The organism is Legionella stuttgartensis (assembly GCF_977063405.2).
On sequence record NZ_CDRUHA020000110.1, the window covers coordinates 12,908 to 37,673 of the forward strand.

Genomic DNA, 24,766 nt, shown 5'->3' on the forward strand with positions numbered 1-24,766 from the left:
TCCAATTGATGCAAATAGTTATCTTGAAGATAACAATTTAGTTTTAATATTTTTGTTATTTGAATTTTTTGATCACATTAATTTATAAACAATGTATTAGGTAATTCCTGGTCTGAATGACTATGGATGGTGTTATCTTCATTCATAAAAATAACTTTGGGGATATGATTTGATACCTGATGTTCATTAAGGTTGCAGTAACAAATGATTATAATCTTATCACCTTCGTGAACAAGCCTTGCAGCAGCTCCATTCACACAAATTTCACCACTTCCTTTACGCCCTTTTATTACATAAGTTTCAAATCGAGAACCATTATTGATATTCACAATTTGAACTTTTTCATTTTCTTGGATATCTGTTTCTAATAGTAGATTTTCATCAATCGTAATACTGCCTATGTAATTCAGATTTGCCTGAGTTATTGTCGCTCGATGAATTTTTGCTTTTAACATTGTAACTAACATGATTGCTCCTTTTTATTATTAATTCCTTATCGCCGAGAAATTTAGTCGTAATTGAATTATGAAAAAATTCTTTTTTTTGCATGTAAATTTTTAATGGAAAATAATAGTCTTACTGATGTTTTTATAGACATTTTAGTTAAACTTATCTTGACAGTTCTATTTTTAGAAAATTAGAATGCAACATTTTTTTAAGGTCATGTACGAAGGGAATTGTATTAATGTTTACGGCCATTGATGAACGAAAGGGATTAGTAAAAGTATGTTGGACTGATGTTCGTCTGCGAGTTACAGAAATAGAACCAGTCTTTGCAGCTATTATAGATGAGTTAAGCCCAGATCAATCATATCCTCTTTATTTAGCATATTATCCATATGGTGCAACTGATGCAGATACACAAAGCTCGCTTTTCCCTAATACCAATGGTGGATATTATCGGATAACTGATCCTAATGTGCCAAAAGATATAATTCACCACCTTGGATATAGTGCAAATAACACACCCCTGGGAATAGTTCTTGATAAAGAAATTGAATGTTATATTGATCTGAAAAATGACAACATTACCATCCCCTGGCTTATCTATAAACCCGGAGATATATTTCCTCTTTCTACTGTGTTAAGTAAGGTTAATGATAGAGTTTATGCTCCTAACGGCCTATTGTCATCTACTGCGGGTGTGAGATCTACATTTATGCTTCCCAACATTGGTGCGACAATAAACCATTCAAATTTACAACGTGATTTTAATGTTAAAAGTCGGGTACCAAAATCGCTGTATGAGCATTGGCAAGTTTTTCGGGAAATAGCTAATAGCAAAGTAATCAACTCAGACTGGCGTTGTTGTGTAATGTATTTTTCGGAAAAATGGTTAATTAGTTTACATAACGACATTAAATGGAAAATTTTAAAGCAGTATTTACATGAGTTAGCATGGTATCGATATGAATATGAAAGAAATCGAGTCTTTTATGATATTACATTTTCAATCATACAAAAAAATCGAAATTTGAAACCTAACCCGTATTTAACTGATACAGCTAAACATTTATTTGCGACAGCTCTGGGCGCTGCACCTGGATATGTACCATCAATAGATAATAGAGCTTTACCTGTAGATGTCTTGCAGCAGGTTTTTATAGAGTCATATGGCTTGAGAAAATATATTCCAACAATCATGCAACCAAAACACTTTAATTTTGAGGAAGATTCTTTTCCCATATATTACTCGTTACAGCATCCAGCTACCCATGTGTTTTCACCTAGATCAAGACAGGTTACAAGCACAATTTATGAGATGCGTGAATTAGAGCATATAATGAGGATTTTTATCCACGAATTGTCAAAAGATAATGCCTTATCCTCTGATACAATTATTGGAAAAATAGCAAAGTTTGTTGAGTTTAACTACTTTCATAATACTCAAGACATACACAATGTCATGCAAAGTTCACTTGAAATATTAAATATTGATAGTCGATTTAATAATTCAGACTTCACAAAAGAACAACAAGGAGCTATCTTTGCTGCAGACGCTTCATTCTTACGAGGTTGTGTCAGCATTAAAACGGCTAAAATACCAGCACAGCAGAAAGCAAAATACTCCAATGATTGTGCTACAATACCATAATATATTTCCACCAAAATATTGATAAATAAAGCTTCCTAGCCAAGGACCAACTACATTACTAATAGCAAAAGTAGATTGAAAAAGACCTAAACCTTGTCCTTTTCTCTTATTATCGCTGTTTTCATAACATATCAGTTGAGCGGTAGATATAAATAGCATTTCACCTGTTGTCCAAACAATACAAGATAGAATAGCCACTGAAAATATGAAGGAAAAACGTAAGATCAACATTCCTAAGCCCATGAGTAAAGCACCTAGCCCAGTAATTAGTAGTTTATTTTGTTTACTTACTAATACGGTCAGTGGCGCTTGGAACATCACAATTAAAGCAGTATCTAAAAGAAATAAGATACTAACCGCCATCACATTTAATTCGGGAAATGACTCTTGAACATATAATGGATAAGTGGAGCTCAATTGTGCAATAATAAGCCCTATAAGAAAAACGCAGGAGAGAATTAATATATTAATTTTAGTGGCTGTATTTGTTTTATTTGGATGGAGCTCTACAGTTCTTTGTTCTGAAATGAGATTGGTTATATTGCCTTGTAATATTAGATAAATTGCTGAAACAAATAATATTAAACTTGATAAGCCCAAAAGAATAGTAAAACCATATGCTCCGACACCAGCAATAAAAATACCTGATAACCCCAACCCTAAATTTGCTGCCACATGAGAAATACTGATGGTTCTATATCGTAAATCCAAATCATTGGCGCATAAATTTAGCAAACCCATGTTATTTGATATTTTAAAACTATATGCAGATATCCCAAGTAGCAACAGATCAAGCATTAAGCTAGGGGTGGAATGCAAATACATTAAAAGAAAAAAACTAGCAGATTGAATGCAAAGACTGATGATTGAAACAACATATGGGGTAGTTTTGTCGGAGAGTTTACCTCCCACAATACCACCGATCATGGTACCTAAACCATAACAAGAAAGAAGTAGTCCAACATTTGAAATGTTTAGTTTTTGGTCATTCACAAAATACAACGATAGAAAAAAACAAATGCCTATGGTTGATGCATTGATACAAATTAAGCTTATTTTCTGCCAACAAAATTTAGGTAGTCCCAAATAATTTTCCGAGTATTCTTTGATAAAAGTTATAAAATAGTTGTACATTTTTATACTAGTTCAAGGGCCTTTAAAATGGTTTGATCACAAGCAGTAATTTTAGCAGGCGGTATATATAAAGTTGAAAGATTTGACAATTGAATATCAGACAAATATTTTAATTGAGTTTGTGTGATCACGGGTTCAAATCCAGGATATTGCGCCGCCTCGTAAATAATGATCCTATCTGTAACTTCATAATATTTTGTTAAATAATCGAGTAGCAATAAAATTCCCACTTTCTTATTGTTTGTTGTTTCATGATTTAGAATTCCCACAGCATTAATTTGCCAAAGAATTAAATGAGAGCTTATATCAAATTGGCGCTGATGAATCAGAAAATCGCTAGCTTCAAATGATTGACACCCTGATGAACCAGGATCAACTAACAAATCAGCAAAAAGACAGGCTTCCGCTGAAATTGCAGGTAGAATTTTTGCATAATATCCTTTTTCCTTTGCTTTCTTTACAGCATCTAAACCGGGTTTAGCATATACACTAGGATGTCCATAAAGAACAAAGCATACATGTTTATTTTGATATAAATTTTCTAAAACATAATCTGTTATCAGGGAATAGGAATCAGCGCGATTTGGGCATGAAAAATATACTTGATCTAAGGACTCTGTATATTGATTTTGCTGTTGGATCCACAATTTTAGGATAGGATCATTTACTAGATAAAGTACAACATCAGATTGTTTAATATACGCAATTACCTCTTTCGTCATATGGGCAAAAAATTTAATACCACAACCAACAACAATTAATGAAGCTTTATCTGACATATCATACATTAAATCTATATTTCGAAAATTGTAGTTCGATCAGCGAAAGCTACACTCTCATTTAAATTATTTTTTAAAGATACAGCATCGTTATAAATAAAAGCGTTTTTAATTGTTGAAGGTTTATCCTTTAATAATGTGTCAAGATTGATTTTATGATGGGCTGTAGTAGCTAATTGCTCTAGAAGCGTTATGATACTCATGACTTAACTCCCTTCAAGTTTAAATTAAGCTAAAGCATACCATATTGATTACTCAAGTTTAAGTAAGATAAAATAATCATTAAATGAAATCCATTATTTATTTAATATTTTTTCTTTTTAAGATCGCTCTTTATTCACACTAAACATAATTCTACTATTTCTGTTTTTTCCCAATAAAATTGCATCACATATCGAGCATCAAACATCCTATTCCTCACGACTACTCAACTCCTTACCGCCATCTTTGCTTTTCGAAATGAAGCAATTTAGATATGGCGCGACTAACAATCAAAGAATGAATTGTTCTAAAAAATTGTACTGATACTGAGATACTTCTTGACAAAATTGTTTCATTTGATTCACTTACTCAGAAAGCGTCTCCCCAGTTTCTTCCCGTTTTTGCGGGTAAAATCTTTCATTTTCAAATTACATTATGCCTTATATAAGAAATCCACAAATAATCATAATTTTATAAGCATTCTAGCGAATAAAAACTTATCTGGATTCGAGTGTCTTGATGATTCATCAATGTAGGTGCCTCAATTTATTCTCTTCAACCCCTAAAGAGAAATGTACCTTAAAGGTCGGAGCCCATAATTTTTCATCATAGACGTATTATTTTTTTGCTTTATAGATATTTTATCGATTATTTGATGAGGCGACTTGGGTAATATATAATCACAAACGCTAAATTATTAGCACCAAAAAACAGGGCAATATTCTCGAAATAGGGACTTATATTAGAGGCTACAAATGACTACTGAAACAACACAAGTTAAACCCAATTATGTCATTCATATAATCTATGCCGCGGCATTTGTATTGGCAGTACAGATAGTCGTTGTTTATCTTATATGGAACAAAATTCAAATAAATAATGAGATAAAGGCAAATGAAGAGAAAACCCGGCATGAGCAGGAAGCGCAAGCATTTAAAGAAAAAGAGCGAACCCTAATCGTTTCAACGTGTCAAAAACTTGTCTCTAACTTGCATAAAAAATCATTGACGGAAGCGTGTATTACTCAAAATAATACGAGTATGAAACGATATAAAAATTGTTTAAATGAAGCTAAAAACTGGGTTGACTATAATGCTTATTATCCTCAACAAAAAAATGAACTCTATACTTATGAAGTAAATGAATGTAAAAGACGATACAGCATGAGCTCAAAGTCTAATTCAAATTGTGTTTTACCTAAATCGATAGCAAGTAAAATAAACGCTGATTTTAATAAAATGCAACAAAGTTGTAATAATGTAACCTAGCACATTTACGCCAACTATGTGTCATTCCCGCACAGGCGGGAATGACACCATATTAAAATTTAACCCATCATGACTCGAAGATACCTTAGGTTAAATGACCCACTCTAGCTCCAAAATCAGACTGTTCGCGCTAAATTGATTAGGATAATTATTAGATTGGAGAGAATACTACTTCTCTGTTTTCTTCATTTTGTTTCGTTTTTTGAAGTGCTTGATTTAAGTTATTTGTTTGCGCCAGCGTTATATTATAAGGTATTGGTTGCTTTTGGGCATTCCAAAGCTCAAAATTATCACCAAATACAAACTTACTTTTCTGGGCAAGCATCTTTTGAATCGTCGTGCCAGGGAATAGATTAAGAATACCATCTCGGTTAAATCCCACAGTTTTTCCATACGCTAAATCCGCTTTTGTTTCTATATTTTTATAGAGCTCGCTGGTCGAAACTACTTGATAAGCCGTACTATCAATATCAAAAGAAACAATCTCCCCCTCAAGTTCTTCAGCTAGAGCGATTTTCTCATCATCCAATTCATTAGCAACATCACGATTTTTTCGGAAATCCCCAAAATTACCCAGGACAATGTGGCATACATCCTTAGCACCCACAGGTAAAGTAGCCGTTACAAACTGGTCTTTAAACTCTTCACCAGCAATTTTAATGGAAGGAAATTCTGTCTTGCATGCATTGAAAGCACTTGCCAATGTTGAAATTTCGTGGTCACCAATTTGAGTAATTTCGAGAGACAAAAAATAATCATTTGGAAGTTGTTTTTTTACCCAAGCATCTTTTCGCCCTTCAGTTTTCTGTAAGTGAATCGTTCCTGTTATTTTCATGAGTTCTCCTTTTTCTTGTTACAATTAATTTACCTGCTGGCATAATTCAGGAAAGGCGCGGCGATACTAACATATGATTATTTAAGAACAAAACGACTGACTTACAACTCGTATTTGAAGTAAAACTATAAGTTTTCAGCAAAACTAAAAAATCAAAGTTAAACCTAAATTTCTAACTCAATATTTATATTTCGTCTTCCAATATTTTGTGCAAATCGCAGCATGTAGCCATCAGGATCTAATACTATAAATTGACGATTACAAATTTCCTTGTTACCTGCTCGATACCATTTATCTTCAATAGGTAAAAAAATATTGGCCCCTAACAATATGCAACGCTCATATAATTCATCAACTTTTTTTGTTTTAATTTCCAGGTTTATCCCTCTGCCAAAAGGAGGCTCCATGGGAGCTGATATCCATGTTCTTTTGGTTATGGTTTTCGAGGTATCCGCTATTTCATCCAACATAATCCGTGAACCTTGACGTTCGAGCATGGCGAATCCCTCTTCAAGTCGCTCATATTGAATTTTAAATCCGAGCGTTTCGATATAAAAAGAAAGGCTGGATTTAATATTGGAGCAGCAGAGTTCTGGCGTCAATAATGTGGTCAACTGTTTGCGTGTCATACCTATCTCGCTTAATGGTGAGAGGGGACCGAATATCCTCTATTACAGATTATTCCGCACCCAGAAAATCCATTTTTCCTATTTCCAGACCGTTATGACGCAAAATGTCGTAGGCAGTTGTCACATGAAAATAAAAATTGGGTATTACAAAACTTAGCACATAGTCCTGGCCGGTAAAATGAATGTCTTTACCCCGAGCTTTCAATACAATTTGGCGATCCTCACAGCCATTGAATTTGTCTTTGTTGATGCTTTTTAAAAATTGTATCGTTTTCGTTATGCGCTCGTGTAATTCTGCAAAAGTAGTTTCTGTATCTGCATAAGAAGGTATTTCCATTTCCGCCAGACGAGCACCACAGCCTTTAGCCGTATCTGAAGCAATTTGTATTTGCCGAGCAAGTGCAAACATATCCGGAGCCAGACGTGCATTAATTAAAACAGCCGGATCGATTTTTTTTGCTTCCGCATACTGTGATGCTTTAGCAAGAATAGATAATAAATTATTTAACATGCGGATAAAAACAGGAATAGTAACTTGATACATTGATAAAGCCATTATTTATTTCCTTATTTAGTTTATAAGTAACACGTGGATCACCTAGTTCAAACTGCATCTTATTGATTTATACTTAAATACTGCATTGATTATGCTATCAAAAACACTATTTATCAAAAATATACCCAAATTAGGATAGAGACATTTATCAAATTTTTTCCCAATAGAATGGTGACAAGATATGCAAGAGATGGGGCAAAACCTTTGCGGCTCAAGTAACCCACATGAACTTAATGTAAAGTTGCATGCCACAAAGGTAATTTTTGATTTAAGACTGGCCCATTTATTTTAGGTCTGGACCTTTTTTCTCCGTTTCCAATTCCATTTCCTCAAATAACTCCAAACTCTTTCCTCCTGAAAGGTAAGAAACGATTGCCGCTTTATGCTCCTCACTATAATCAAGCTCTTGAGCTACCTTTAGATAGAAATCAAGTTCTATTTTCCCGTATTTTTTAACTTCATCGGGGTCAGGTTTTTTAGTTTGAATCAGATCATAAAACGTATGTAAAACTTGTTTAAACTCAAGTTTTAACTCTGAGGATAATAATTTTTGATCCACATAGAGCGGATTATATTCAATATCCCAGGCAAGCATGTTTTTGCGATTCACTCTCGCGACGCAAGAAGATATATGAGCAGCACTTAAAGTACATTCATTTTCATGACTATAATCGGTAGGCTCACCCGTAGAATTCACCCCCATTGCACCTTCGATATATTTTTGATGGTATAGCTCTTCTTCAGGGATGTTTTCTAAATCCATTACCATTATTTCATAATCTTTAGCCAAACGATTAGCAAAACTTTTCGCCGAAGATAAAGTTCTTGAGGTAGAAATTCCCTTGATATTACCACGTTGATGTTCAAGCATCTCACTTTCTTTTTCTTCAATTCTAAAAGAGCGAGGACTTCTTCCTACCAAACCATGCATTCTTTGGTTGTATTCACAGTCAGCCTCTAATTTTGACATACCTCTAAATGCAAGATTATATGAACGAGGCATAGAAAAGAGACTAAAGAGATTACATTCATGCAACCTCTTGCCAAAAAAAGTACTCGTTGGAAAACAATGCATCTCAATTGTCCACTGCGAACTAAATGTTGTCGGATAAGATTGAGCTCGAGTCCATAAAGATCTACTTGAAGGACCGCCACCTTTTAAATTAGAAGCAAAAATTGTTCTACTGTGCATATTGCACCTTATTTGGATAATAATCGTACTATAAGTGTAGAACAAATAATCTTCAAGTGCATAATTTAATCAAAAGTAGCCACTTTAATTCTTTTTTCTATATAAAGAAATCAATGACACAATAACTTACGCTAGAAATATTTTACGAATAATCTATGTTTTGACTCTAAAGAAATACTTTCCAAATGAAGCGTAAATAATTATTACCTAAAATTGACCTACGAATTTGATGTTTACAGACTAAACCTGTTTGCAAACAAAGGGGGATTGGGCATGTTTGACAGTGGATTTCAGGAGCTTCCCTTCTTATCTTTATTTTTCAACTACATAAAAATAGTAATTGTTGCATATAATGCATGCAAAACTTAAGTGATTTTTGGAATTATTGTGGAACAAAAAAAAGAGTTTTCTTACCGTTTTTTTAATAATGACAATAAAACAGAACGTTCTTTTATCTCAGCGGAAATGGTACGTCCGAATGATGTTTTGCAAGCGATAGAAACTCAATATCATTACCTATGCCAAAAAGAAAATACTTCCGTTGCAAACGGTGGTTCCTACTATTTTACTGGCGAAAATCGCTCTGGCTATCATATAGCCCCCGGGCCCATAACAACATTAACCACCGAACATGTTATCGAAAAGTTATTAAAAGAACACCCTTCCATTAGGGTTCTTGATGTAGGCACAGGTGCTGGTAGTGTTTTGGCTCATTTAAAAAAAACCTATGGTGAGCGCATTGAAGTGAGTGGTATTACCGCGCCGTTTAAGAATATTTATCCCTCTGTTAAAAAGAACATTCTCATCGAAAATGCGGAACACCTTATAGACCATTTCCATAATAAAAAATTTCATTTTATTATGAGTTCATGTACCGTGATGCATTTTATAGATCCGCTCCATTTTCTTAGTCAGGCTTATGAGTGTTTGGAAGATGGAGGCTATTTTTTAACCAACGAATTTTATATTAATGGTATAACAAATGGTGAAAAAAACGCTTTATTAAATTGGTTAGAAAACAATTACCGTGCAAAATTAAGTGGAACTATGCCCCGCGGTCGTAACTTTAACGAAAAAAATGACAATTATGTAAATTATCTTTTAATTAAAAAAGAAAAAAACAAATCCCTAAAATTTCCAATGAATTATCTCTCTTATGATAACGAGCAGGGTGTTGTACATTATTCATCGACTCTTGCACCCATTGATTCACAAGAGAATTCTTCAGAAAAACTCGAACGTGCTTTTTCACTAACCCTATTTAAGTTGATAAAGTTAAAAGAACAAAACGATTTGAATTATAATATTTGGAATGTTTTAGACTTACCTAAAAAACTACTTACAGCTTATTTATCACTACCAAAAACACAACTTGAACAACGATATTTTGCTATTCTAAACAATAAAGAGCATGTAGGAGTAATTCGTTTAACACGAAATACAGAACAACTTATTCAGGTCTTACAATCAAAAAATTCCTGTGAATCTAAGTATCTAGTATTAGAGCTTCATTTAATAGAATGGGCATTAGAAGAAATTGCTGATAGAAATTTGCGTGTTTTTTTGCGTCAAGAAAAAATTATTTGCACTGAAATTGAGATGGATGACTTTCAGGTCTACCAATTTATTAATGGTATTGACCAATCTGTTATTTCCTCATTTCTGTCTTATCTAAATACACAAAAAATACAGGACTTATTAAATAACAATGAAAAGAAAATACTTGAGCAATATACTCATGAGGACTCAGTTTCTATACCAAAAATGATTTAAATAACACTATGCCCGCTTTGAGAATCCCATAATGTTTTATAAAATCCATCCCTCTCAATTAATTCTTGATGCGTACCCATTTCAATAATTTTCCCTTTATCCATCACTACAATATTATCCATAGAGAGTATGGTAGAGAGCCTATGTGCAATTACAATAACCGTTCTATGTCGCATCGCTACTGCCAATGACTCCTGAATCAGTTTTTCTGTGATTGAATCAAGCGAGCTCGTGGCCTCATCTAATATTAATATTGGGGCATCTTTTAATATTGCTCTTGCAATAGCAATGCGTTGACGTTGCCCACCAGATAATTTCAAGCCTCTTTCTCCCACTATGGTGTCATAACCATTGGGTAAATTGATTATGAACTCATGGGCATGGGCTTTTTTAGCAGCATCGATTACCTCCTGGTAACTTGCATCAACTCGTCCATAGAGAATGTTTTCAAAGATTGACCGATGAAATAAGTGGGGTTGTTGGGGAATAAAAGCAATCTGCTCACGTAAACTGTTCCTATTCACTGCTGAAATATTTTGTTGGTCAATTTTTATTTCACCCCTCTTAAGATCAAATAATTGGGTAATTAGCTGTACAATAGTGCTTTTACCCGCCCCACTATAACCAACGAGACCAACTTTAGTACCACCAGGAATCTTAAGACTAAAATCTTTTACTACTAAATTATCATCTTGGTATGCAAAATAAACATCCTGTAACGATACGTCCCCTTTGGATATGTTTAAGGGCGCATCATGAGAAGTTTGCATATGGGCTGTAAAAATTGTTTCAAGTGCACGCTCACAAATACCCGCTTGCTCCCCAATAACTAATAAGTTTTCAGTCAAATACCATATTTGATCAATCACTGTGATTGATAGTATAAAAATAAAAGCAAAGTCCCCAACGGTAATCAACCCTTTATCGCCAAGAAAAATGAGTAGTAAAATGGATGAGCCTTGCAGCAGCCAAGCAAATGTACCCAGTAAAGAAGCATTCATCATGTTCTTAAATTGCATTTTTGTTTCTTTTAAAACAACATCTTTCGTCGTCAAACTTAAATACTCTGATTCATATTGTTCTCTAGCAAACAACAACATATTTAATACATTAGAAAAACAATCAACAATGCTTCCAGTATTTTTCGTTCTAGCTTCCGCAAAGGCCATTGCATAAGGCTTTATGCTATTTGAGCAATAATACGCGATTAAAATAAACATGATGGAAATGAACAAGAAAATCAAACTGAAGTAAGGATTAACGAGACCCGCCATGAGTATAGAAAGAAAAATAGTTAATCCCTGTCTGGCTATATTAAACCAAGAGTTGACTATGTTTTGAATGTTACTTGTTAAATCTGAAATTTTAGCGCTAATCGACCCACTTAGCTGGTCTTGAAAAAAAGCATAGGATTGCTCCCTAAGATGAGCGGTGGTTACAGCAATGATATCCGCTTTCATTTTAGGCAGTGACTTCAGAACAATATAATTATAGAAACGCCAAACAAACGTAATCAGGAACCCTAAAACAATTAGAATAAGTGCGGGCGTTAAAGAAACATCAAGAAATTTTTTCGTTCCAGAATTAGCTATTGCATCCAATAGGATTTTAAGAACATAGGGTTGCAAAACACTATGAATCGATGAGTAAACACCGACTAAGAACATCGCCAAAAACCAAAAGCGATAAGGCTTAGCCATAGTGATAAAAAAACTCCAAAACTTATTCTTTCCCGTAGTAAATTTTTTATCATTTGTATTTTGCATGGGTTGAACCTTATTTAATAACCATTCCTAACATGTTATCCAATCGGATAAATTATACGGTAACTTCCATAGTTGAGATATTGTTCTTATTTAAACTTCTTTATAATAGAAATAGAATGATTTTGTGGTTTGAGAATTAGCCATGAACAAAGACAAAATATAACTGCTATTGAATTTTTCTGAGCAGGTAGAAACATCAGCCCCTAAAGGTCATTAAAAAATATTAAACCAGTTAAATTTTTGCCTTAAATGATACAGACACCTTTCAGTAGCAAGAGGTGTAACCTGATTGCAAGCAATTGATGCTTAACCATAAACGGATTGAGCTTGATCATCATACGGTTCTTTACTTTCATCAAATTGCATTGCATTTGCTTCAGCCCTTTCCTGCGCTCTTCCTTTGTTTAAATCCTCTTTCAATGTTTTAAATGAATTCATTTTTGATTTCGCATCATTAATCTCTTCTGCTAATCGTATGCCTTTTGATACAAGAGCGAGGGTAGTACTGCGTAGTGTTGCATCAGCATATCTTGGATTTTCTGCTATTACAGCCTGTAACGCTTTCTTATCACCATCTTCAAAAAATTGTAATGTTGCCAACAGCACGTTTCTTTTCTGCTTTTGTAAGTCATCTTTTAAATCCATAAAACTGTGACAATGCTTTAGCATGCTTTCTTTTACTTCATCCAACTTAGCATGAAGAACATGGTAATGGGATAAGCCCCCTCCTCTTAAAGAAGCAGTCGAACGGATTTCTGGATGCTTTTGCAAATCCTCACTTTTTTTTACAATTTCATCAACAAAGATATCTTCTGTATCAAAATACGCAATATTTTTGGGCAATTCCTTTTTTAATAAATCATAATAAGTTTGCTCATTGTCTGGTGGCACTTTGGTATGTAAAAGCATAGGGATCTCTGTGCAGCTGAAAAGCAACGAGGTACATTGATTAGCTCTTGCAAATTGTACTGCAAAGTCAACAAATGCTTGACCGCAAGTACGCTCTTCATTGGGCATAGGATCATTTATTTTACCGGCTTTAGCCTGATTGATAATTGTTTGTAAATAGGTTTGAGCCTCTTCTCCTTGAAATACTCTTTTCGCTTGACTAACAATCCTTTGAAAATATGTTCGAGGCTCCAGCCCTTCAACGACTCCAGTAGGTAAAACTGATTCGAGATTTCTATTGTCTAATAAATTAGGATATAACTTTTTTTTAGCCGCATCTGTGGTTCCCAATACTAATACGCGCTCACCCGGTGGACGAGTTTCTGAGCTTACTTTAATTCGGTGCGCAACTTTTATTGTCATATCATCAACATCTCCAAATTTCTTTTTCCCGAGGAGATAATCATTACCAAAATACGATTTATTAGAATGACCTGTGTTGGTAAGAATGTGCAACGAAGTACACGGTATATCTCTTCGAGCACTTTTGTATAAACTTAGATATGAAGTACCATCATGTGCGTGTTTTACATCTCGTGGCGGAGGCATTGAGTACATCACTCCGGAAAAATTTGCCATGTTCTCCGCAATCGTTTCTCTTGTCCCTTTGTTCCATGGAGTTTCGCCAACCTTACCCATCCGCCGTACCAGATTTTCCAAAGCTGTTGCATCAGATAATGGTCCTGTACCTCCAGCCATCCCCACATCAGCAGGAGACTTCTCACCTTTACGCTTATTCCCTATGATATCCAGGCAAATTAAAGGTCGATCTTGTTCTTCGGGACGTATCTTGGCAATTTCCACCTGGAGGGCTTTGTAATAATCAACATATTCAGGCGGGAAATTTTTGAATAAAGCGATGGTATTGCGCCCCAAAGCTAATACATCTGGCATTATAGCTTGGGCCCATACTTCAGGATCAGGTGATTTATCATTTGGAGGATCGAAAGAGATATATTTAGGATGAGGCATGATCAATCCTTAAACACAATGCTTTATTTTTAAATATAGGCCAGGTTTTCCTTTGTGCAAAGTAAAATTCTGAATTGAGTGAGGAGTAAAACCCCAAATCATTGGGAAATAATTCGAGCATTTTTTTGCAGTTGAATTTCGCATTCCTCTACAGTTAAGGGAGGAGAGTAATAAAATCCTTGTATAGTATCAATATTTTGCTCACGCAAAAGCTCAAGTTGTAATTCATTCTCAACGCCTTCAGCAATAACTTTAATATTTAATTTGTGAGCAATCGTTACAATGGCTTTGATAATTGTTTGATCTAAATAATCATGGTGGCAATTATTAATAAACGCTTTATCTATTTTTATTTTTTTAATAGGTAAGTTTTTTAAATAGGATAAACTGGAGTAACCAGTACCAAAGTCATCAATCACTAAATGAACACCCATTTTTTTTAGTGCATTAATTTCATTATATAGTCTCTGACTGTATTCGATAAAAATCGACTCAGTAATTTCTAATTCAATCCATGACGCTTTGAGATTATTTTCTGCTAACGCATCAGCAATTTTCTTACTCAATGAATGCTGAATAAACTGGATTGTCGAAATATTGATTGCGATAGGTCCTGAGAGAATTTTTTTATCCTGCCAAACTTTTGCTTGCTGGCATACAGTTTTAATTACCCACTCACTTATTGGAATCAAAAGTGGGCTTTGCTCTAAACTTTGAATAAATGTTGATGCTTTGAGGATCCCTTGTTCCGGATGATTCCAACGTAATAAGGATTCAAGCCCTATAATTTCCCCAGTCGATATATCATGAAAAGGTTGATACATTATAAAAAATTCTTGTTTATCATAAGCACGCTGAAATTCTTTACTTACGCCATACGTGTGTTGATATTCTCTATATAATTCCATTGAATAATAATGAAATTGATTTCTGCCTTTGGCTTTTGCCTGATACAGTGCAGTATCAGCTAACTTAAGTAGGGTTTCTATATCTGTTCCATCATGAGGAAAGATACTGATCCCCATGCTGTATCCAATTTGAATTAAATGGTCATCAATAGGAACTGGTTTTGAAATTTCATTGAATAATTGTTCAACTATAACAGTGACCTGTTCCTTTGAAGTAATATTATCCAGTATTACGGTAAATTCATCACCACCGATACGCGCTGCAATATCACATTCACGTAAACATGCATTAATGGTTTTTGCAACATGAATCAGAAGTTTATCTCCATTATCATGTCCTAAGGTATCATTAATCACCTTAAAATAATCGACATCTATAAATAATAATGCAATTTTTTCACGAGGATGCTTCGCTTTCTTGCTGATTTGTTGAAACATTTCATACAACATATTCCGGTTTGCCAATCCGGTTAAGGGATCATGTGTGGCTTGATAATAAAGTTTGGCATTTTCAAGTGATATCATTGCTTGTGAGGCCAATAATTGAAGGCTATCCAAATGACTGGGTGTAAAGGTATGACTGTTACTATTGTTTTCTAAATACAACATTCGAAACAGCTGTCCCTTATAAAATAAAGGCATCATTAGAAGCGAACGGGGATTTCCTTGCTGAATATATTCATCTTGGTAAGTCAGTTCAGATTGAGTTGCATCGTTTAAAATAATTGGTTTTTGTGTTCTTTGAACATAATTCAAAATAGAAGATGGATATTTTGAAGTAACTTGGCTCTCTATAGACTCATTAAGATAAATAATTTGTTGTTCTAAATTGCCTTCTGCTTCAACAACCCATTGTCCATTATCTTTTGTTAAAATAATACTTCGTTGTGCACCTGAATTTTCTAATACAATCACTAAAAGTTTTTGCAGCAACTTATCCAAACGAATTTCACTCGAGATTAGCTGAGTGAATTTTAAAATAGCCAACATATCAATTGAGTGTGTCTTTGCTTTAGATTGAGGTGAATTTATAGGGAGCATTTCACTAGGACCAAAATGCTCGAAGGTAATTGCCTGATAGGATTGTTCCAATAGCTTAAGCTTCGTATTTGCTCCCCAATCTTTAAAATATTGATGGGCATTATCTAGATAAATCTTTGCCATTCGCTTGATATTAAACCTAAAGCAATAAAAACTAGCACGTTCACTTGCAATGGCAGCAAGCAATATTAATCCACTGGAAAGGGCTGCTTCTATTGCCTGTTCGTAAAAAGAAAGCGTTTTCTCATGCTCTTGCTTCAATAAAGAAAACTCTGCAGCAAAAAGCAGTGAATGAGCTTTAAAATTATTGGGACACCAAGTTGCATATTTTTTGATAAACTGGTCCAGTTTTTTTAATTTTTTTAAATAAGCTTGATGCTTTGCCTTAGGGACATGAGGGAATTGACACAGTAACGATAAAGCATAGAAAAATTTACCATCAAAATGACTTATTATACCTTTATCATATTCCGCATACAGTTCATGCTTACTCCCTGCTTTTATTGCTTCAGAAAAATTACCCAGTAAAAAATGCAGTAAAGTTAATGAACTATAAAAAAAGCTTAATTCTGTTTTATTCTTGCCTCTAAGAATACTTTCTTCAAAAAGCGAGAGTTGCTTAATCTTTGTAAGACCAGGTTGTTCCAAACATTGAGTTATGTAATCCCAAAATTTTGCCACATTAATAAAATCAGAAATTTTAACCCGCGAGATAAATGACAGAGAAGATTGTATGTTTTTTTTAATCTCACCGAGGTTTTTACCTATAGAAAAAGAAAGGAGCACTAAGGTTAAGCTACTGTAGTTACTATATACTAAATCACCTACCTCACAGCAAAGCCTAAATGCTTTATTAAGCGTACTATTACATACATCAAGTGACTCTTGGTACGGTTCGATAAAGCTTCCAATTACAAATTGATTTTTACCTTCGAAATGTGAAGCACCGTATTTTTGTTTTAATCGGTTATAAAAGGCAACAAAGGAGATTGCATCGTTATAAAGATTTAATGAATGCATGATAATAAGTGCATACACAGGAATGGACATTGAAGTACTTTCAGTATAACCGTACTTTAAGCTTAAACTTATATTCTTGCTGGTAAGGATGACAAATAGCTGCTGATTCGTAATAAATGCGCTATTGAGTAATTGCGTAATTAAATCAACAATTGCTATTTGTTTTGGGTCTTTCATTAAAGGTAAATCTAATTGTTCGACATTGGTGTTTCTTAGTTGAAATTTTATTTTATAAATAGCAAGTAAAATATGAATTAAATTTGGTTTCTTCGGTAGTTTCACACCAAAATTTCGTAAGGTATTTAACCCCATTTTCAATGCTTCGGTGTGTTTACCCAAAGTAGATAGCATCTCGATTTTTAAGCGATAAATTTCAATTTTATCAAGCGCACTATGTGCATGTTTTAATAATTCGGAAAAATATTTATCTGCGGTGTCGAAATCACCAATTAAATACTTACATACAGCCAATTCTTTATAAATCTGAAATACCAGACTATAATTTTTTGCCCAATTATTAGGCTTTAATAATGCAATACCAGCTGAGAGATATTCATTAACAGTAGAGTATGCGGATGAGCGCTTTGCTTTTTGACCCGCCCATAAATTATATTGGGCTAATTGTAACCTTTCATTTGAATCCTTGATCAAAGAAATACTTTGATTAAAATGCTTCAGAACATCAAATAATCGCTCATCATCCTCCACTAAAGGTTTATCCTTTAACAATAATCTACCTATTTTCAAATGAATATGGGGTCTCTCTTGTACATCAATGAGCTCATAAGTTGCTTGTTGAATCCTGTCGTGAGCAAATTTATAACGAAGCGAATTCATATCAAGATCGATAACCTCTTCGTTTAATCCTATCAAGCCCATTGTTTTATAACTTTCTTCGAGTGGATAAATTAAGTTTACATTAATTGCTTGGCCCAATTGTTCCGCGATTTTACTTATAGATTGATTATTTACCAATTGTAAGGTTTTAAAATCAAATTGATGTCCACAACACGAGACCAGCTTTAAAATTTCTTGCGTAGAAATAGGAAGTAAATGAATTTTAGCGGTTAATAAATCAATTACATTATCTGTGACGCTTTGTTGCTGAATTTTAAAGAAATCCCATTCCCAAGCTCCGTGTGGATAAGAAAAAGTAAGTAAATTCTGCTGATAAATCGATTTAAGAAATTCATTAATAAAAAATGGATTACCGTGGGTTTTATCAAAAATACATTGAGCAAGTTCTTGGATCTGCTCTCGTGAGCCAGACAACGTATGGTGCAGCAATTCTTGAATATTATTTAGCTGTAGTGGTTGTAAGGTTATTGTGCTTATATCAACTTTATTTTTATTTAAGTTATTGATACTCAGGTGTAAGGAATGATTTTCATTGACTTCATTATCGCGATAAGCCCCAATCATAAGCAAATAATTTGTTTCGCGATCTTGTAATAAATTCTCGATAAAATTTAGTGAAGAATTATCTGCCCATTGTAAATCATCCAAAAACATAACCAAGGGATGCTCCGATTGAGCAAATACACGCACGAAATTTTGAAATACTAAATTAAAACGAATTTGTGCTTCTGTTGGATTTAAAGAACGCACTGGAGGCTGCTTTCCTATGATTAGCTCAACCTCAGGGATCACATCGATAACAACTTGACCTACATTTCCTAACGAATAAATAAGAAGTTTTTTTATTTTTTCTAATCTTTTTTCACTTTCCGAGAGTATTTGCTTCACTAAATTCTTAAAGGCAGTAACAATTGCACTATAGGGGGTACTTCGTTGCAAGAAATCAAATTTACCTTGAATATAATAGCCCCGATGTTGAACAATAGGTTTATAAATCTCTTTCACCAGAGAAGTTTTTCCAATCCCTGAATAACCAGCAATGAAGACAATTTCTTTGTTACCTTTACGCACTCGATTAAATGATTTGATTAATTCATGTACCTGTGGTTCTCGACCATATAAATTACGTGAGATGCTCAGATGATCATGAATATCTTTTGCTCCTAGTAAAAATTCACTGTTTATTCCTTTTAATTGCCACTGGTTAAAACATTCTTGAAGATCTGATTTTAATCCGATAATACTTGAATAACGTTCCTCTGGCATTTTTTCTAATAGCTTGTCGATAATTGCCGAAAGCATTTTAGGCACATCCTGTCTAACTTGTACTACCGATGGTGGCTTTTTAGCGATGTGGCAATGGACTAACTCAAGAGTATCCATAGTCTGAAAGGGTAATTGATTGGTCAACATTTCATAAAATGTGATCCCCAACGAATAAAAATCAGTCCGATAATCAACAGGACGGTTAATACGTCCAGTTAATTCCGGTGAAATATAGGCCAAATCTTCAGATTCACTCAAGGACAAATAATCAAACGTTTCTTCGGAAAGTTTTGTGGAAGCACTTAAATCAACGAGTTTAAGTGTCAACTGTTCCGGATCAATAACAATATTGGATGGCTTAATTTCTTTATGAATAATATGACGCTGATGTAACTCTCCAATAATATCAATAAGTTGTAGCGCCAGACTAAAAAAATCACTCATAGTTAATCGATGTGTAAGGAGATAGGAAGTTAATAACTCTCCTTTTACATCCTCAAGAATTAAAACAGGCGAATAAGTATTTTGCAGGAAATCATAAGCCTTAATAATAGTAGGTGCTTCGATCGCTTTCAGGAGATGATACTCATGTTGCAAAATGATTAAATTTTCGGAGCTTCCATGAAGTTTATTTGGCGTTTTAAGTAAAACTTTACATCCATCTTTTAGCCTTAGCGCATGAAAGGTATCAATATTATGGTTATACCGCATTTTTTCTTGTAATGCATATCCGGATATAGAAATCATTTATGTCCTTTACAATCATTAGACAAAAGCGATTCAATGCAAAACAAAGAATGCATCAATATCTTTAAGTATAGAAGAGATTAAAAAATCCAAGGGCTCTCCTAAAATCATAAGGTTACGTAGCTAGGTATAAGACGTGAAAAACTCCAGTTTGATAGAACATATGAATTGAACAAGAGGACCTGATAGAGAAGGCAATTGCGCGTAAAGTAGAATGTTATGAGATGGGACGGATAAATCTTCTAAATTTGAAATTTAAGTGAACAACCTAAACTAATAAACAAATAATTTTTAAAAATCAAAATAAACTATCCGCTCAAGTGTAATCTATTGTAAATAGCAAACTTTTGATAAAAGGGACATTATGCTAATAGAGGCTTTTGTATTTTTTGGGTATAGCCATTCTCATGGCCATTTACAGATTTAAAGGAAGTAATCCTGCACTTATCCTTATAGCAAAAATCATTTTAGATTTTTTCCCTGGCTGCTTTTTTATATTACTGGTGCACGTTCCTAGTTCCGCGCCGCCAAATCCCAATCAGCAAAATAATCTTCCGCTATGAGGCCATGTAAGAAATGCATGTTACAATTTTTATTTATTTCCTGGTGGAAATTAACACGCCAATTGCATTGCCGAAAATCACCAGGATTGAAAAGATGAATATATAAATTACTTCGATCATGATAAATGATCCAATTTTTCCAAGAAAAAATAAATAAATAAATTGGCCAAGAATAATCCCAAGATAGGAGGACAAAAACATGGCGTTACACATCAATCCAATAACTAATCCATAACAAAATAGACAAAAATAATACAAAATGATGCTTTGCATCAATTCTTTATTGAGAATTGAATTAAAAAATAACCACAAACCGAGTCCAACAGAAAATCCCACTATAAGATGCAAAACGATTTTCTTCAAAATTTATAGTCCATTTTCTTAATGTAACGATTGCACTCATCAAGGAATAAAAATGATCCATTTCGAGTTCATCCAGATGCCGAGACTAAAGTGCTTTTTTAGCCAACCGATTTAAAATATGTTTGGGGAGCAGGAGCCAATAATGACCTTCGTTTTTCATATGTTCACCTAAAAACGTGGCAAACTTTCCTGAACCCCAATAAATATCGCCTCGCATAAATCCACGAATTGCACCACCTGTATCTTGAGCGATCATAAGGCGTTGGAATTGTTTTTCACTCGTTTGATCTTTACCTGGTCGTTTCGTATCCAACCAAAGAGGAGCACCAAGCGGAATCCATTTTTTGTCTACAGCCAAAGAATATCCCGGTGTAAGAGCCATTCCCTGAGCGCCAAGAGCCATGGGTTCCTTTAAATCCTCAAAAAAGACAAAGGACTTATTTTTTTGAATAATCGATTTGGCTTTTTCAGGATGGTTTTCTAAATAGCGTATAATCGCCGTTTTAGATGCATTATGCCGAGTCATAATCCCTTTATTAATCATCACTTTCGCAATCGATGTGTAAGGTGCGCCATTTTCACCTGCATACCCTAGGTATATATTTTCACCATTAGGTAATTGAATTACACCAGAGCCTTCTATCTCTAAGAAAAGCCGTTCAGCGGGGCTGTGGATCCATGCAATTACCCGTGCCTTTTTCTTAAGGGCTCCATTATCAATTTGCTCGCGGGTATAGGAAGTTGAATATCTACCCTTTGGTAAACCATAAATAGGCGTATTATATTTGGTGCTTTTGGTTAAATTCCCTTTGATTTTGGGCATGTAATAGCCCGTAAATAAACCATGAACTGGTTTTTTTTGGGCAAACTCAATTGGACGAAACCACTTCTCAAAAAATTCTTTTGCTGAGTCGTCTGAAACTGAATCCAGAGCCAAAGCCGCCTTACATGCCGGATGCCAATCTCGAGCTTTCAATTTAATGTGTTGTGTCTGGATCGTATGAGATGGGGACTGTTTTAAAAACGTCTCACATGATTTCTGAAAAGCGATTAAAGATTTTTTAACATCTGCAGTATCCCAGCCTGGTAATTCCTCAAACGATACCTTTGTTAAAGCAATATTATGGCTCTTCATAATAACCTTTCTTGGAGTGTGCTTAGGCCGAGAGCTTTCTCTCGCATGAGCAACTACTTTATGAGCACCCTTAGATGTCATATTTGCTAGTTTTCCAGCACTCTGATGTGGGCTACTATTTTTTGCCGTAGAGTTCCTTACAGGTTCGGTATTAATAGCTTCTTGTTTAAGACTAAGTGGCTTTTCATAAACCTTTGATTTCTTATAAAGCGACAGTCCGACCAAACCGAATATAAGGCAACTAATACAGATTATTGTGTAACTTAATTTCCTACTCATAGTTGCGCAAGGTTTACATAAGATGAAATTGAAATCAACACTTTTTAGACTTTTTAGATTAAAATAAGACCAATTTAATACAAATTAATTCTATTTTTATTATAAAAGAACAGAAAAAGACCTTAAAGGAAGGATAAAACTCATCACGGATTAGTTTAATATAAGTACATTCTGGACTATATTAGACCAGCATGATGCCTTAAGATTTGACATTTTCTACTGTGGCAAACCACAGATTAATGCCTTCAACTAATGTAGGATGGGCAAACATTACATCTCGAAGTTTTTGATACGTTATACCTAATTCCATAGCCAATTGGATTACTCCAAGGATTTCACCGGCCTCAGCACAAAAAATAGAAACACCTAAAATATGATCGGTTTTTGCATCAATAACAGCCTTTAAAATACCGGTTGTTTCCCCTTGTGTTTTTGCTCGAGGAATAACCGCAGCAGGAATTTTTGCTATCTTTATAGAGTACCCTTGGGCAAGGGCTTGTATTTCTGTCATACCAATACGAGCAAGTTCCGGATCGAGGAATACGGTATAAGGAATGAGCCGTCCTCGAATCGAATGCTTATCTTGTGGATTTTGGAGATTATGTTTGACTAAACGATAATCATCTAAGGATAAGTGTGTAAATTGGGCTCCCCCCTTTACATCACCTAAAGCCCAGATCCCTTTAGTAGTTGTTTCAAGGTACTCATTTACTTTGATAAAACCACGCTCATCAAGCTCCACACCTGTTTTATCTAAATTTAATCCTGCTGTATTCGGGAGACGACCAACAGCAATTAACACATCACTACCACGAATCAGCTCAGAAGTTCCATTCCGATTCGCATGGATCACTATGTCACCATGATCTTCTTGAATACTATTGATTTTAGTATTCAGTGAACAATGAATTCCTTCTTTAGTTAATGTATCTAGAACCTGTTCAGCAATATCTCTGTCTTCACGCCCCAAAAACTTACTATCCGCTTCTATCAATGTGACATCAGATCCTAAACGACGAAATAACTGGGCAAACTCTAAACCAATATACCCCCCGCCCACTATTAGCAAATGCTTAGGAACACGATCAACATTCATTAAACTGTCATTAGTATAATATTTAATTTTATCAAGACCAGGTATGGAGGGAACAAAAGGTAAAGCCCCTGTATTAATAAAAATCTGATCGGCAGTAATTTCCACTACTTTTTGATTATCTCGAGGCGATGATAAACTCACTTCAATTGTCTTAGGTCCAACAAAATGCCCCCGCCCTAACATGAGATCCATTCCAGAATCTAAAAATTGTTTTAAATTAGCCTCTCGCATCGCATTCACAATTGCATCTTTGCGAGCACGTACCGCTTTAAAGTCAATAGGTGCCAGGCTAGCTTCTAAACCATAAGCTGTTGCAGAACGACAATAGTGGGCTATCTTAGCAGATTGTACGAGTGTTTTTGTCGGGATACATGCCACATTGATACAAGTACCACCAATTTGGTTGTCTTCCACCATGGCAACTCTTCGACCCGCTTTTGCTAAATCGATAGCTAGTGTTTTACCACCCTTGCCTCCACCTAAAACGATCACATCATATTTTAAGGTCATAATTCTTTCCTAAATTGCTTTAATTAAAATACATACATTACTAAATTATATTGTCTTATTTTGAAATCTCTATCTTGGGCTTGATATTTGATTGAATAGACATATTGTTTAGTTCCTTAAAAACTTTTTTAAGCGGTACATCTGAAACTTTAAAAACCCTGAAAAGGGAAAACTTAAAACCGTAATAGTAGTCATGTAAATAGCGAGAAAAATACATAAAATAATAAGAAATAAGTGTCCTTTTAAATTGGTTTCTAGAGAATAGATGCCAATTATAAAAAAAGCACCCATAAAGATGATTAGGTACCAAGCAGTGGGAATTGGTGAATGAAGCATATTCAAACGAAAATTACGATATTCTATTGCTTGGTTGAGTGATGAAACCGCATTATTGTAATAGGTAGAAACAGGACCGGCAGGCTTAAACTTCAAAAGTTCATCATACAACTTATCACTTGCTTCTTGCGTTTTCTGACATTCATGTCCCCGAGACATGGCGACTAATTCATCATTTAAAATAGAGGATATATATTGAGTCAAGTTATGTACAATGCCTTGATGAGCCTCAGGAGAAAAAGCACGGGAACTTTCACCAATAATATATAATTGGATCGCTTCAGTAGTAACAAATTCAACAGACTTTTGCTTATATCTATAATGAGATACTATGCGACTAAAAAAGGCAAAAACCAGTAGATAAAAAAGAAATATGAACGTGGGAAAACAATTATTAATCAAACTATAGAGCATTGTAAACTCCTGTAAATAAATTAACCACCATTACGGGATTGCTTATTTAATAGTTATCGTAATGCATCAAAGATGAAAATTC

18 protein-coding genes are annotated in these 24,766 nt (G+C 34.4%); 3 read left to right on the forward strand and 15 right to left on the reverse strand.

Going from position 1 to position 24,766, the window contains the following annotated elements:
- Window positions 1-77: 77 nt before the first annotated feature.
- Entirely contained in the window at window positions 78-467 is a 390-nt protein-coding gene (panD, locus tag ACWTEW_RS36140) for an aspartate 1-decarboxylase (protein WP_454782820.1), read from the reverse strand.
- Between the two features lie 218 nt (window positions 468-685).
- On the opposite strand from panD, the gene ACWTEW_RS36145 reads away from it, so the two are divergent.
- Window positions 686-2,095 (forward strand): hypothetical protein, encoded by a 1,410-nt coding sequence (locus ACWTEW_RS36145; protein ID WP_454782821.1) that lies wholly within the window; start codon window positions 686-688, stop codon window positions 2,093-2,095.
- On the opposite strand, the gene ACWTEW_RS36150 is transcribed toward ACWTEW_RS36145, so the two are convergent.
- The 3 genes from ACWTEW_RS36150 to ACWTEW_RS36160 are packed head-to-tail and all read right to left on the reverse strand — an operon-like array spanning window position 2,009 to window position 4,211.
- Window positions 2,009-3,229 carry an MFS transporter gene (locus ACWTEW_RS36150; protein ID WP_483099570.1) on the reverse strand — a complete coding sequence of 407 codons (1,221 nt, stop codon included), beginning with the start codon at window positions 3,227-3,229 and terminating at the stop codon, window positions 2,009-2,011. The genes ACWTEW_RS36145 and ACWTEW_RS36150 overlap by 87 nt on opposite strands.
- Window positions 3,230-3,231: 2 nt before the next feature.
- Complete coding sequence (locus ACWTEW_RS36155) at window positions 3,232-4,008, reverse strand: SAM-dependent methyltransferase (protein WP_454782823.1); 777 nt, start codon at window positions 4,006-4,008, stop codon at window positions 3,232-3,234.
- 14 nt (window positions 4,009-4,022) lie between these two features.
- A complete protein-coding gene (locus tag ACWTEW_RS36160) occupies window positions 4,023-4,211 on the reverse strand; it encodes a hypothetical protein (RefSeq protein ID WP_454782824.1) in 189 nt (62 codons plus the stop codon).
- Between the two features lie 753 nt (window positions 4,212-4,964).
- Between ACWTEW_RS36160 and ACWTEW_RS36165 the strand changes: the two genes are divergently transcribed.
- Window positions 4,965-5,477, forward strand: coding sequence for a hypothetical protein (locus ACWTEW_RS36165; RefSeq protein WP_454782825.1), 513 nt, complete (start codon window positions 4,965-4,967; stop codon window positions 5,475-5,477).
- 151 nt (window positions 5,478-5,628) lie between these two features.
- Here the strand turns inward: ACWTEW_RS36165 and ACWTEW_RS36170 are convergent, their stop codons facing one another.
- The 4 genes from ACWTEW_RS36170 to ACWTEW_RS36185 all read right to left on the reverse strand — a co-directional run bounded on the left by ACWTEW_RS36170 (window position 5,629) and on the right by ACWTEW_RS36185 (window position 8,689).
- Window positions 5,629-6,312, reverse strand: a complete 684-nt coding sequence (locus ACWTEW_RS36170; protein WP_454782826.1) for a hypothetical protein — start codon at window positions 6,310-6,312, stop codon at window positions 5,629-5,631.
- A 164-nt stretch (window positions 6,313-6,476) separates the two neighbouring features.
- Complete coding sequence (locus ACWTEW_RS36175) at window positions 6,477-6,941, reverse strand: bleomycin resistance protein (protein WP_454782827.1); 465 nt, start codon at window positions 6,939-6,941, stop codon at window positions 6,477-6,479.
- 49 nt (window positions 6,942-6,990) lie between these two features.
- The gene (locus ACWTEW_RS36180) at window positions 6,991-7,497 is read right to left on the reverse strand and encodes a DUF1993 domain-containing protein (RefSeq protein WP_454782828.1); all 507 of its coding nucleotides are present in this window, start codon (window positions 7,495-7,497) and stop codon (window positions 6,991-6,993) included.
- A 283-nt stretch (window positions 7,498-7,780) separates the two neighbouring features.
- Entirely contained in the window at window positions 7,781-8,689 is a 909-nt protein-coding gene (locus ACWTEW_RS36185) for a hypothetical protein (RefSeq protein WP_454782829.1), read from the reverse strand.
- Between the two features lie 387 nt (window positions 8,690-9,076).
- Here ACWTEW_RS36185 and ACWTEW_RS36190 point away from each other — a divergent pair, with 387 nt between their 5' ends.
- Window positions 9,077-10,462, forward strand: coding sequence for a methyltransferase domain-containing protein (locus ACWTEW_RS36190; protein WP_454782830.1), 1,386 nt, complete (start codon window positions 9,077-9,079; stop codon window positions 10,460-10,462).
- Here ACWTEW_RS36190 and ACWTEW_RS36195 read toward each other — a convergent pair.
- The 7 genes from ACWTEW_RS36195 to ACWTEW_RS36225 form a co-directional block, all read right to left on the reverse strand.
- Complete coding sequence (locus ACWTEW_RS36195; RefSeq protein ID WP_454782831.1) at window positions 10,459-12,228, reverse strand: ABC transporter ATP-binding protein; 1,770 nt, start codon at window positions 12,226-12,228, stop codon at window positions 10,459-10,461. The genes ACWTEW_RS36190 and ACWTEW_RS36195 overlap by 4 nt on opposite strands.
- Before the next feature lie 306 nt (window positions 12,229-12,534).
- Complete coding sequence (locus ACWTEW_RS36200; RefSeq protein ID WP_454782832.1) at window positions 12,535-14,148, reverse strand: hypothetical protein; 1,614 nt, start codon at window positions 14,146-14,148, stop codon at window positions 12,535-12,537.
- A 98-nt stretch (window positions 14,149-14,246) separates the two neighbouring features.
- Entirely contained in the window at window positions 14,247-19,988 is a 5,742-nt protein-coding gene (locus ACWTEW_RS36205; RefSeq protein WP_454782833.1) for an EAL domain-containing protein, read from the reverse strand.
- A 596-nt stretch (window positions 19,989-20,584) separates the two neighbouring features.
- A complete protein-coding gene (locus tag ACWTEW_RS36210) occupies window positions 20,585-20,914 on the reverse strand; it encodes a hypothetical protein (protein WP_454782834.1) in 330 nt (109 codons plus the stop codon).
- Window positions 20,915-20,999: 85 nt separating this feature from the next.
- Window positions 21,000-22,328 (reverse strand): murein transglycosylase A, encoded by a 1,329-nt coding sequence (gene mltA / locus ACWTEW_RS36215; protein WP_454782835.1) that lies wholly within the window; start codon window positions 22,326-22,328, stop codon window positions 21,000-21,002.
- Between the two features lie 199 nt (window positions 22,329-22,527).
- Window positions 22,528-23,934: a mercuric reductase gene (locus ACWTEW_RS36220; protein WP_454782836.1), complete on the reverse strand. Its 1,407-nt coding sequence runs from the start codon at window positions 23,932-23,934 to the stop codon at window positions 22,528-22,530.
- Between the two features lie 108 nt (window positions 23,935-24,042).
- Window positions 24,043-24,684: a bestrophin-like domain gene (locus ACWTEW_RS36225; protein WP_454782837.1), complete on the reverse strand. Its 642-nt coding sequence runs from the start codon at window positions 24,682-24,684 to the stop codon at window positions 24,043-24,045.
- Between the last annotated feature and the right edge of the window lie 82 nt (window positions 24,685-24,766).